Annotated in this window: 11 protein-coding genes; 9 read left to right on the top strand and 2 right to left on the bottom strand. The window is 46.4% G+C overall.

Annotated features, from left to right (window positions below):
• On the bottom strand, positions 1 to 276 hold a 276-nt coding region (locus RID09_RS15130), incomplete at its 3' end, for a helix-turn-helix domain-containing protein (RefSeq protein WP_446336758.1).
• Positions 277 to 711: 435 nt separating this feature from the next.
• Here RID09_RS15130 and RID09_RS15125 point away from each other — a divergent pair.
• The 9 genes from RID09_RS15125 to RID09_RS15085 all read left to right on the top strand — a co-directional run bounded on the left by RID09_RS15125 (position 712) and on the right by RID09_RS15085 (position 11,734).
• Positions 712 to 1,995 (top strand): glycosyltransferase, encoded by a 1,284-nt coding sequence (locus RID09_RS15125; RefSeq protein ID WP_446336757.1) that lies wholly within the window; start codon positions 712 to 714, stop codon positions 1,993 to 1,995.
• A gap of 82 nt (positions 1,996 to 2,077) precedes the next feature.
• Positions 2,078 to 3,595 carry a DEAD/DEAH box helicase family protein gene (locus RID09_RS15120; RefSeq protein WP_446336756.1) on the top strand — a complete coding sequence of 506 codons (1,518 nt, stop codon included), beginning with the start codon at positions 2,078 to 2,080 and terminating at the stop codon, positions 3,593 to 3,595.
• A 148-nt stretch (positions 3,596 to 3,743) separates the two neighbouring features.
• Entirely contained in the window at positions 3,744 to 5,060 is a 1,317-nt protein-coding gene (locus RID09_RS15115) for a glycoside hydrolase family 3 N-terminal domain-containing protein (RefSeq protein ID WP_446336755.1), read from the top strand.
• 331 nt (positions 5,061 to 5,391) lie between these two features.
• Entirely contained in the window at positions 5,392 to 6,168 is a 777-nt protein-coding gene (locus RID09_RS15110) for an SDR family oxidoreductase (RefSeq protein WP_446336754.1), read from the top strand.
• A gap of 89 nt (positions 6,169 to 6,257) precedes the next feature.
• Positions 6,258 to 7,730 carry an MFS transporter gene (locus tag RID09_RS15105; RefSeq protein ID WP_446336753.1) on the top strand — a complete coding sequence of 491 codons (1,473 nt, stop codon included), beginning with the start codon at positions 6,258 to 6,260 and terminating at the stop codon, positions 7,728 to 7,730.
• A 287-nt stretch (positions 7,731 to 8,017) separates the two neighbouring features.
• Positions 8,018 to 9,616 (top strand): alanine/glycine:cation symporter family protein, encoded by a 1,599-nt coding sequence (locus RID09_RS15100; protein ID WP_446336752.1) that lies wholly within the window; start codon positions 8,018 to 8,020, stop codon positions 9,614 to 9,616.
• 175 nt (positions 9,617 to 9,791) lie between these two features.
• Positions 9,792 to 10,217, top strand: a complete 426-nt coding sequence (locus RID09_RS15095; protein ID WP_446336751.1) for a universal stress protein — start codon at positions 9,792 to 9,794, stop codon at positions 10,215 to 10,217.
• 166 nt (positions 10,218 to 10,383) lie between these two features.
• Positions 10,384 to 11,061 carry a HEAT repeat domain-containing protein gene (locus RID09_RS15090; protein WP_446336750.1) on the top strand — a complete coding sequence of 226 codons (678 nt, stop codon included), beginning with the start codon at positions 10,384 to 10,386 and terminating at the stop codon, positions 11,059 to 11,061.
• Between the two features lie 112 nt (positions 11,062 to 11,173).
• On the top strand, positions 11,174 to 11,734 hold the full coding sequence (locus tag RID09_RS15085; RefSeq protein WP_446336749.1) for a phycobiliprotein lyase: 561 nt from the start codon (positions 11,174 to 11,176) through the stop codon (positions 11,732 to 11,734).
• 31 nt (positions 11,735 to 11,765) lie between these two features.
• On the opposite strand, the gene RID09_RS15080 is transcribed toward RID09_RS15085, so the two are convergent.
• On the bottom strand, positions 11,766 to 12,284 hold the full coding sequence (locus RID09_RS15080; RefSeq protein ID WP_446336748.1) for an NACHT C-terminal alpha/beta 1 domain-containing protein: 519 nt from the start codon (positions 12,282 to 12,284) through the stop codon (positions 11,766 to 11,768).
• Positions 12,285 to 12,429 lie beyond the last annotated feature (145 nt).

The raw sequence follows: 12,429 nt of genomic DNA, 5'->3' as shown, positions 1-12,429 counted from the left end.
TTGTGAGTGTACCTGTTTTAGCTCAGGGATACTCTTTTTAGCTTGGGTTAGATTTTCACATTGACTTGAATAATTAGGCGCTTCTTTGTCGGCTGGTATGATGTACTCACTTTTAATTGAGCAAGCATTTACCGGACATTTTCGAGAATTAACCCAATTCTTGCGCTCAGTTAAAGCGTAGTTGTATACCCTACGGCACTGCTCTAGCCATTCCTCAAAGATGGTTATTTGAGCGCTAGTTGGTTTTAGTTTAAACTCGTAAATTAAAGTAAACATTTGCTAGGGCGTTTGCCATGTATCTAACACTCATTATACTACACTATTGTTTGAGTGTTTTCAGGATAGATTAGACTCGCAACTAAAGTTGCTTTGCTGAACGCAACGCTTAAGTTTCATCCCCTGGTTAAAACACAGGGGCTTTCACCATCGCTATTCTGTAAAGTCAATGATAGGCTAAAAAATAATACTACCATTAGTTGTCAAGATTAAGCGGGAATGTTACGAGATGAGGTAACGGGGTTGACGGGGGGATGAGGGAAATGAAATGTTCCAGACGTAGTAAGCTACGTCTTTATACTCGGTAGGGACGGGTTTAGTAACATCAGGGTCTCAAAAAAGGATAATCGTCAAACCCGCCCCGGAAAGACGTACCCTGGTTCGTCTCGAAAATCACCAATCACCAAATGACAAATGACGAATGACAAATGACAAATGACCAATAAACGTATTGTTTTAACAGCCTACGGCTCTTATGGCGATATTCATCCCTATATGGCGATCGCGCTGGAGTTGCAAGCACGAGGGCATCACGCTGTTATTGCCACAAGTGAGCTTTATCGTTACAAGATTGAAGCCGAGGGGATTGAGTTTTCTCCGGTTCGATACGATAGTCCGATTGATATGCAGCAGGATGGCGAGTTTATCGGAATCCTGTCAGAGTTCCGCCGGGAAAGTGAATACACAATCTGTTATCTATTAATGCCCCATCTCAGGGCGACGTACAATGCTTTAGTTGATGCGGTACGTGGTGCGGATCTACTGCTCACTCACCACTTAAGCTTTGCTGGATCATTGGTTGCTGCAAAAACGGGGATTCCTTGGGTGTCAACGGTTCTCTCTCCGATCCTATTTATGTCGGCTTATGATTCCCAAACCCTTTCAACCACAACTATCTCCCCTTATGAACAAGCGTTAGCCGTTGTCGCCAATGATTCCCGCCTGCGCCAATTTCGTTGGCAAACCCGTTTATGGAGTGCGCCAGTGCGCCAATTGCGTCGGGAATTGGGTTTACCACCGGGCGATGATCCAGTGTTTGAAGGTCAACATTCGCCGGATTTGGTACTGGCGCTATTTTCTCAGGTTCTAGCATCGCCGCAACCGGATTGGCATTCCCAAACTCAGGTTACGGGGTTTCCCTTTTACGATCGCGCAAAACAGGAGGATTTATCTGATCAACTAGCCCAGTTTCTCGATGCTGGCTCTCCACCCATTGTATTTACCTTGGGTTCCTTAATGGTGTGGACTCCAGGGAATTTCTATTTGGAAGGTGCGATCGCGGCTCAACAGTTAGGATACCGTGCTGTTTTACTGGTGGGCAAGGGAGTCCCCAATCTACCGTTAGAACAGTTACCTCAAGGGGTGATTGTCGTTGAGTATGCACCGCACTCACAAATCTTCCCCCATGCGGCGGCGATTGTGCATCATGGGGGAGTTGGGACAACCGGACAAGCCTTGCGTGCTGGGCGTCCCATGTTGGTGGTACCTTATGCTCATGATCAGCCGGATAATGCGATGCGGTTAGTACGTTTAGGGGTGGCGCGTACCCTGGCTCGACATGAGTATAGTGCGAATACGGTGGCGGCTGAACTCAAGCAATTATTATTTGAGCCTAGCTATGGGATCAAAGCGGCGGAGGTGGGAAAGCGTGTGCACCAAGAAGATGGGGTAGCAGGGGCAAGTGATGCGATCGAACATTATCTAAGATCTAAAGGATAGGTGACTCTTATCTGATACCGTGAAAAGTAAGACACCCACACCCCACACCAATACCTGCGATCGCGCCCTCATTTAGAAACGAATGGCTCGTACCCCAAAATTAACCTTTAACCGGGGAACTCTACTCTTACATCCACCCCCACGGGGTAAGGCGTGGGTGGATTATGCGACGTGGGATGATCGGGTGGAGAAGTTTCGGATTCCGGGAATGCACTACCGCCCCTTGGTGGAAGTGCTGCAAGCTGAAGGGGTCGATTTTATTGATGAGGCGAGGGAATTCATACCCTTGGAGTTGGTATCCAGCTTTGAGATGGAACCTTATCCCCATCAACAGGAAGCCTTATTAGCCTGGAAATTAGCGGGGCGCCGAGGGGTGGTGGTATTACCCACAGCCGCCGGAAAAACCTATCTCGCCCAACTCGCAATGCAAGCTACCCCTCGCAGTACATTAATTGTGGTGCCAACGTTAGATTTGATGCATCAATGGTACGCGCAGTTAGAAGCGGCGTTTCCGGATGTAGAGGTGGGATTACTGGGGGGAGGTTCGCGCGATCGCACGCCAATCTTGATCGCCACTTATGATAGTGCCACAATTCACGCTGAGTCCCTGGGGAATCAGTATGGGTTGTTAATTTTTGACGAATGTCACCACCTACCCACCGACTTTTATCGATCCATAGCCGAATACGCGATCGCACCCTACCGATTAGGACTCACTGCTACCCCTGATCGTACTGATGGGCGTCATCATGACCTAGATGGCTTAATTGGTCAACAAGTTTATCGCAAAAGCCCCGATGACCTAGCCGGGTTAGCCTTGGCTGAACATAAGGTGGTGCAGATTAAAGTCAAACTATCACACCAGGAGCGCGATCGCTACGATGCCTGTCTCAAACTACGTAATGATTTTTTAAGAGAATCGAATATTTACCTGAGTAGTTTAGACGGATGGCAACGATTTGTGCAAACCAGTGCCGGTTCTCAAAAAGGACGCCGCGCCATGTTAGCCCATCGGGAAGCCAAGGAAATCGCTTTAGGAACGGAAGGGAAATTACGAGTATTAGCAGATTTAGTCGCTAAACATTATCCGGAACGTATCTTGGTGTTCACGAATGATAATGCTACCGTTTATCGGATCTCCCAAGAATTGCTGATTCCCGCCATTACTCACCATACCCCGGTTAAAGAACGCCATGAAATTCTCCAACGGTTTCGCGAAGGAGACTATAAAATCTTGACCGCATCCCATGTTTTAAATGAAGGGGTTGATGTTCCTGATGCACGAGTCGCGATTATTTTATCGGGTACGGGTTCAGAACGGGAATATGTACAGCGATTAGGGCGCGTGTTACGCAAGGGAACTGATCAGAATAAGTTGGCGATATTGTATGAAGTGGTTGCGGAAAATACCAGTGAAGAGGGAACATCTCAACGGCGGCGCGGTTCAAGTGGTAAAGCCAAAACTAAAGCCAAAGACAAACCCCAAAAAGTGGAGAAGCCAAAGCATCGACAATTAGAAATTTTACCCTCTCAACCCTACGAAATAAAACCATCTCAATCACCGAAAGCAGCCGAGAAACCTGGGAAATATGACGTATGATCTTAAGCTTAACTCACTGATACAAGTGAGGTTTGTAGTAAGCACTTTAGTGCTTAAAAAGAAAGTATTTTAAACTCAAATTTTCCTCTCTAAAAAAAGTTTAGCCAAACCAGACATGCAATAACCAATGATTGCGTTAACTAAATTTATGATAAAACTCATTAAACTGGCTTTAGCCATTATTCTGGTGTTTCCAGCATTTTATTTAAGAACACCTTTTCTGGCAAGTGTAAGGGGTTGGGCATTTGGTTTGGTCTTTATCCTTAGTTTAGGATTAATCATTGCGGAAATTTCCGGCTGGAAGAAAAATTCTAGCCAGAAAGAAGTTATCCTCAGCGTTTTAATTTTAGCGATCGCGTCATTCAGTTTTTCCTTGGCGGTGACGAAGGAAGTTAAGTTTCAGTTAACCAAACAAGCGATTCTCAATCGAGAAGCGAGCCAATTGGAAACACTAGGTCAGCACTTTATCGTGGGTTATCGCAATTTTGAGGAGGTCAAAATCCTCGTCGAAAAAGGCGCGATCGCTGGTGTGTTTATCACGAAACGGAATATCCAGAATAAAACCCAAGACGAAATCCATCAAGAAATTCAATCGTTACAAGAAATTCGCACCAGTCAGGGGTTATCGCCGTTGTGGATAGCCACAGATCAAGAAGGCGGTATCGTCTCTCGATTATCTCCGCCTTTAACTCAATTGCCTCCCTTATCGTCGATTATTAAGGACGAAAAAACTATTGACCGCACTAAAGATGATGTTATCGATTATGCCAGTATCCAGGGTAAGGAATTGTCTGAGATTGGTATTAATTTAAACTTTGCTCCAGTCGTGGATTTAAATCAGGGAATTATCAGTCCCGATGATAAATATTCTAAAATTTACCTGAGAGCCATATCTGCCGATAAAGACGTTGTCGCTAAGGTGGCATTATGGTATTGCCAAACCCTAGCCAACTATGGCGTAACCTGTACAATTAAGCATTTTCCTGGATTGGGACGACTGGATACTGATACCCATATTGACCATGCTCAATTGAAGACTTCGGTAGAGGAATTAAGCCAAGCGGACTGGGTGCCGTTTCGGGAAGTCATGAGCAAAACAAACGCCTTTACGATGTTGGGACATGCCCAATTGATGTCCGTTGATCCTGATCATCCTGTATCGTTTTCGACAAAAGTTGTGAGCGAAATTATTAGAAATAAGTGGAACCATGATGGCATTCTAATTACAGACGATTTTAGTATGCAGGCTGTCTATGGCAGTCAAGATGGATTAGCTAATGCTACGATAAAAGCTGTGAATGCTGGAGTTGATTTAATTTTAATTGCTTACGACACCGATTTGTATTACAACGCGATGAATGGCTTAATTGCGGCTGAATCGGCTAATCGTTTGGATATTACTGTCCTCAAAAAAAGTAATGCCAGACTCAAGCAAGCTATGAGTAAATTATCAATGGATAATTAATAATTGATAATTGATAATTGATTAATTGGGTCTAAGATCTCTTCGTTTACGAAGAAATTAAAAAAGATTTTCCTGATCGCCTAAAATTCTTCCTGAATTGAGAAACATATCAAACGTATCCTTCAGTTGATCCTCAGCGACAATAAGAACACAGGTTCTGCAAACGCGCTGAGGTTTTTTACGAAAATTGGTATGACACACCTAATTCAGTGGATTAGAATTCTCTGGGCGCAAGGATGGTGTCCAGAAAATAATTTGAATTTCTGAGAAAATAGGGGGAGAGCTGTGGCATAGTTAATATCAGCGACAATTCGTTCTATCGTTAACTTTGATGAACACTCCTGTGCAAGTCCTCGTCACTGGTGCAACTGGACGCACTGGTTCTCTCGTCGTCCAGAAACTACAACAACGTAAAGAGCAGTTTATTGTCCGGGGTTTTGCGCGATCGCGACAGAAGGTTGAGCAATTGTTCGGGACAACAGAGGGATTCTATTTCGGGGATATCCGAGATCCCGCAACCCTCGCCCCCGCCTTGGTAGGTTGTCAAGGGTTAGTTATTCTCACCAGTGCTATACCCCAGCCTAAAGGTATCCCACAGCCGGGACAGCGCCCTGAATTAACCTTTGCTACCGGTGAAATGCCAGAAGCGATTGACTATCAGGGTCAGATTAACCAAATTGATACCGCTTTATCAGCAGGGGTCAATCATATTGTCCTCGTGGGTTCTATGGGTGGAACTGATGAAAATCATCCCCTCAATCGTATTGGTAATGGCAACATTTTGATTTGGAAGCGCAAGGCAGAACAGTATTTAATCGATTCAGGAACCGACTATACTATTATCCGTGCCGGTGGGTTGCAAGATCAGCCGGGAGGGAAACGGGAACTATTGGTGGGTAAAAATGATACGATGTTGAAAAATCCGCCCAATGGAATACCTACATCCATTCCCCGTGAAGATGTGGCTGAAGTTGTAGTACAGGCTTTGTTAGAACCGAATGCTCGTAACAAAACCTTTGATGTGATTTCTCAACCCGAAGATGCTTCTGGTGCAGTGATTACCAAAGATTTTGCTGCACTTTTTGCTCAAACAACACCGGGTTTCTAATCCGAATATCAACACCAATGGGATGCCCATGTAGATGATGAAAATAGGGATTGTGTTACAGTTACCTATTTAAGCAATAGAAAACGGCAATGAGTAATACCGCCCCATCAGAGTCTCCAGTTCCACCAACACCACCCCAACCTGAAAAACTTAATCTTGCCACGAAAATGGCTTACGGGGCGGGTGATATGGGGGCGGGGATTACAGCTACCCTGTTAGCGTTCTCCTTACTGATTTTCCTCACCAATGTGGCTGGATTAAGTCCAGGGTTAGCCAGTACGGTGCTGTTAATCGGCAAAATCTGGGATGCTATTAATGATCCCATTGTTGGAGTATTAAGCGATCGCACTCGGTTCCGTTGGGGGCGACGCCATACCTGGATGATTCTATCCGGGATTCCCTTTGGTGTGTTCTTTTTCCTGCAATGGGTTGTACCCCCTATCAATCAGTCGGCGCTGTTTTGGTACTACGTGATTGTCAGTATTTTATTCAACATGGCGTTTACAGGCGTCAATTTGCCCTATACCGCGCTGACGCCAGAATTGACCCAAGATTACAACGAACGCACCACCTTGAATAGTTTTCGCTTTGCCTTCTCTATTGGCGGGAGTATTCTTTCCCTAGCATTGGGTCAATTTATCTTTCAAGCTATTCCCAATGATCAAGAACAATATTTAGTCTTAGGACTAATCTGTACAGTTCTGTCTGTTCTACCCACCTACTGGTGTGTGTGGGGAACCACAGATCCAACGGCGGCTGGGGAAGTGCGTTTCCATAAAACGGTGGCGGAGAGTAATGAAACGGAAATCCCTTTTTTAGAACAGCTAAAAATTGCCTTTAGGAATCGCCCTTTTCTCTATGTCATTGGGATTTATCTGTTTTCCTGGTTAGCTTTTCAGTTAACAGCGGCAATCATTCCCTATTATTTGGTTAACTGGATGGGTCAAGATTCCTATTTTACCGCCGCCTTAGTGGTTCAATGTGTAGCATTAGTGATGCTGTTTGTCTGGAATTGGGTAAGTCAGCGCGTCGGGAAACGGGCAGTTTATTTTATGGGAATGAGTGCCTGGATTGTCGCCCAAGGCGGACTATTCTTTTTACCACCGGATCAGGTTGGTTTAATGTACCTCCTCTTTGTCATGGCAGGGTTTGGTATTGCCATTGCCTATCTCATCCCTTGGTCAATGTTACCCGATGTAATTGAATTGGATGAACTGAATACAGGTCAACGGCGCGAGGGAATTTTCTATTCCTTTATGGTACTCCTGCAAAAGATAGGATTAGCATTGGGGTTGTTTTTCGTGGGACAAGCGCTAGATTGGTCTGGGTTTTTGAGTAGCGAACCGGGTCAACCGATACCCGAACAACCGGCTTCAGCGCTGCTAGCGATTCGGTTAGTGGTGGGTCCATTACCCACCGTTTTCCTAATCTGTGGGTTAGTTTTGGCATATTTCTATCCCATCACCCGCGAAGTTCATGCAGAAATTCTGTTGAAGCTTCAGGAACGCAAGTTAGGTATGGATACTGATACTTCCGCTGACGAAGGTTTAGAACATGGGTGATGCTGTGACTCAGAAAAATTGGCAACCGCTCTAAAATGCTAGATAAAGCCCCCATAAAAGAAAGCCCCCTAGGGCGACTTCATTGTCCTCGAAGAAAATTTAAGGAGCGGGGGGAGCAGAGGGAGCAGAGGGAGCAGAGGGAGCTGGGGGAGCAGAGGGAGCTGGGGGAGATGTTAGCTTTTCAGTTATTTTTGCACATTCAAGTTGTGATCATTTTGCTATAATCTTCCTCTAATTCGACTGGGTGGAATAACCTGATCGATATCAAGTTGGCAATTAAACTCACAATGACATACCCTAGAAAACAGCCAATTTCCCCGGTGCAGCTTAAACGTCAAAGACGGGGAAAGCTAGCGGCGTTAGTGCTAGCTTTCCTGTTGCTGCTATTGTTTCCCGTTAGAGTTCTCGCTCAAGATACCGAAACCTCTGGGGGTTTCCTGGGTGCGATCGACACGGTGTTCTCAGCAATCGTCGAAGACTTAGCCAAAATTCTGTTCTTCGACATCGTTGGTTTCCCGTTGATTGTGCTGTGGTTAATTGTGGCGGGTATTTTCTTTACGATTCGCCTGGGCTTTATTAATATCCGTGCCTTTAAACATGCGATTGATGTGGTACGGGGTAGGTATGATGATCCAGAGGAAGAGGGACAAGTCTCCCATTTTCAGGCGCTGGCGACGGCGTTGTCTGGAACGGTGGGATTGGGTAACATTGCTGGCGTGGCGGTGGCAATCCAGATCGGAGGTCCAGGCGCGATGTTCTGGCTGACGTTAGCGGGTTTTCTGGGGATGACGACTAAACTGGTGGAATGTACCCTGGGACTAAAATATCGCATCGAACGCCCTGATGGTACAGTCGCGGGGGGACCTGCTTATATGCTCTCACGCGGGTTAACCAATATGGGACTGAGTCGTCTAGGAAAAGGATTGGCAATTATTTTTTCCGTGCTGGCGATTTTGGGTTCGATGGGCGGCGCGAATATGTTCCAGTCTAACCAAGCAGCGGCGGCTTTTATCGGTATATTTCCGGGGATGCAGGGATGGATCGTCGGTCTGGTTTTGGCAGTGTTAACCGCGATCGTGATTATTGGTGGAATTGAGCGAATTGCTTCAACTACGGGTTTTCTAGTGCCAGCGATGGCGGTACTCTATGTCATGGGTTGTCTGTGGATTGTTCTGGTAAATTTGCCCCAAGTTCCCAGCGCGATCGCAACCATTATTAGCCAAGCGTTTGTTCCTGGAGCGATTGAAGGCGGTATTATTGGCGTTATCGTGCAAGGGGTGCGGCGTAGTGCTTTTTCCAATGAAGCGGGAATTGGTTCAGCCGCGATCGCTCACTCGGCGGCTCGTACTGATGAACCGGTGCGTGAAGGGATTGTCGCCCTCCTCGAACCGTTTATTGATACGATCATCATCTGCAACATGACCGGAATCATGATTGTCCTGACTGGCGTCTATCAAAATACCGGTGAAGCAATCGACGGTTCCCAGATGACGCTGAATGCCTTCGCCACGGTTAGTACCTGGTTCCCGATTGTTCTCGCGATCGCGATTTTCCTGTTTGCTTTCTCCACGATTATTTCCTGGAGTTATTACGGCGAGATTTCTTGGCAATATCTCTTTGGTCAACGCACAATTATTATCTATAAGCTGATTTTTGTCGCCTGCGTTTTTATCGGTGCTGTGGTAGCACCCAGCGCGGTGATTGATTTTAGTGATTTAACGCTGCTGATGATGGCACTTCCCAACCTGGTTGGAGCTTATTTCCTCTCCAACGAAGTGGCAGAAGACATCAGTAATTATATGCAGCGGCTGCGTTCGGGGCAAATGCCAACTTATGCCCAAAAGCAAGCCGCTATGGGAGTCACCCCTCAAGAAACTGGAGACTAGTGCGGCGCGGCGGAAATACTTGAGCAGCTTCGTAGATACGATGAACCAGGGGGAGCAGAGGGAGCAGGGGGAGCAGAGGGAGCAGAGGGAGCAGAAGTAGGAGAATAGTTTTGAGTTTTGCCGATTGTAGGGGCGGGTTTCACAATTAACAATTAACAATTAATAATTAACAATTATGAGCTGGCTAAAAAAGAATGAGGTGCTTGTACCGACTGATTTTTCGGATATATCCTTTACTGCACTGGCTCCCGCTTTAGAGTTTGTCGAGGACATATCTCATTTGCATGTTATTCACGTTCTTCTGCCTCTGAGTGCAGTTGATCCAGGTACAATATGGAAAACTGTCACCTCAGAATCTCGGCAAAACAACGCCAAATCAGTCCTGAAAAACAAGCTGAGTGAACTGGGGTATGCAGGAGTACAGATTCAGGTTTCGATTGGAACTCCCAGTCATGAAATTGTGGACTATGCCAAAGACAAAGGAGTGGAATTAATTGTCATGCCTACCCACGGACACACAGGTGTCAAGCGTGTTTTGATGGGTTCTGTGGCTGAGCAAGTGGTGCGGCTGTCTCCTTGTCCGGTGTTGTTACTCCGTTGAGTAGTGAAACCCGTCCCTACACACATACCAGGTTCCCTCGCTTTTAAAGGCTTCTTGCATCACGTCTCGACATTGCTTCCCCAGCTTCCCTCATCCTGGGCGAGTGCGCTTCCTTGAGTAATTTTCTATAATGTATGTAACATTTCTTAACAACGAAGGGAAGCTGATGGATTATCCTAACTTAGCGCAAATTTCAGATCAGCTAGAGAGTGGCAACTCCCGCGATCGCATGTTGGCGCTAGCCCACCTCCGTAACGTGCCCGCAGAGGATGCTGTGCCTTTAATCAAGAAGGTTTTAGATGATCCCAGTTTACAGGTGCGATCAATGGCAGTCTTTGCCTTAGGGGTGAAGCAGACGGACGAATGCTACCCTATTTTGGTGAAATTACTCGATGACCCCGACTATGGCATTCGCGCTGATGCCGCCGGAGCATTAGGATATCTAGAAGATGCCAGAGCCTTTGAATCGTTAGTCCGGACATTCTATGAAGATACGCAATGGTTAGTCCGGTTCAGCGCGGCTGTCGCATTAGGCAATATAAAAGATCCCCGCGCCCGTCAAGTTCTCACTCAGGCACTCGATAGCGAAGAAATCGTGGTACAACAGGCAGCTATCTCTGCATTGGGTGAAATTAAAGCCGTCGAAGCCGTGGATGATATCCTGCGCTTTGCCCAGTCTCCCGATTGGTTAGTGCGCCAACGCCTAGCCGAAGCCCTCGGTAATCTACCCACTCCAAAAAGCCTGTCAGCATTAAAATTCTTGGCAAAAGACAGCCATTCCCAAGTTGCTCAAGCTGCATCCATTTCCCTGAACCGCTTGCAAGAGGCGGCAAACCCAGCCTAAACTCCTGCTCATATCTTTCCCTGAAGCCAGGAAAAAGCAAAAATGAACTATAAATAACCAAGGAGAACGATAAAATCAGTTAAAGCTTTGTTAACGTGAAACGTCTGACTTCATGGATATAAAAGAGTTTTTTGAGCAGAGTGCTGGGCGATGGTTTTCGCAGCGCACCAGCCACCATCTGGCATTTAAGCAAGCTGAAAATGGTAAATCCAATATTACGATTGAAATGATCGCGGCTGATGCGCCAGAAGTGGTTCAGCTATGTCAACAGTACGAGGTTGATCCAGCCTTAGCCCTCTGTGGTGCCAGAGTGACGTGGGATGGCACAATGGATTGGGATGAAGAGAAGCATCAAGGCTCAACGGTGCTGGTGCCAGTTGCTGATCCTGATAAGCCCAATGAAGGGAAGCTATTGCGGGAAATGGGTTATGCGGAGAAAGCCCCGGTAGCTGGTCACTATATTATGGGGGATGATCAGGCGCTGACGTTAATTACCGACTACGAAACCATGTATTCTGAGGAGCGTTTGTGGTTTGCTAGTCCTAACTTACGGCTAAGGACGAGCATTTTGAAGCGATTTGGCGGCTTTAGCATGGCGTCTCTGTCTTCAGAAATTCGCATGGGTGTGACTAAATCGGCGCAAGAATCACAAGATGCGGCGGCTAAGGCTTAATTGTTCTAGTAGGGGTTTGGTAACCAAACCCCTACGGCGTGGTGAGGATGTCAAAAATCCACGCCACCATATCTTCGACTAAATTGGGCTGATTGGGGGAGAATGATTTTAAGGGACTATGGGGTTGATAGGTGATGACAGCAATTGCCCCATCAAATTTGCTTAAGTCGGCTAGAAATGTGGGGCTAAAGTCTTCGGTTGGGGGTTCTGTGTTGGGTAGGGGAGTGCTGTTGTAGAATAGCCAAACGATGGGTTTATCGCTTTCGATTAACTGTTCATCCCAATAGGCTTGTAATTGTGCCAGAGTTTGGGGTGTGCCATGGCTGCTTTTGGGGAATTTGTGGCGTCGCATTTCGTGGTAGATTTTGGCAGAAGGGTTTTCGCGATCGATGAATTTGTGGGCGTCGATGGAAATGAGTCGGGGCAAGTCTTGAATTTCTCCGATTTGGGTTTTGGTTTCTAGGGCGGTGTGTAGGCGTTGGGGTAATTCTTTGAGGTTGAAGGTGTTGGCTGGGGTTGTATAGCGCTTCGCGCTGGTGTGTTTACACATTAGACTGAAGTTCCCCTTTGACAAATCGCTACACCGTATGCATATCTTGGCTTAGGACGATTTGACTTTTGGCTTCACTGGGTACATATCAGGCTTACGCCCAATAAATCTAAAGCCTTTCTTTGTACCGGAGTCGGTTCTGTTA

The organism is Coleofasciculus sp. G1-WW12-02 (genome assembly GCF_040219735.1).
Lineage (GTDB): Bacteria > Cyanobacteriota > Cyanobacteriia > Cyanobacteriales > Coleofasciculaceae > Coleofasciculus.
This window is presented reverse-complemented; position numbering and strand designations above follow the sequence as displayed.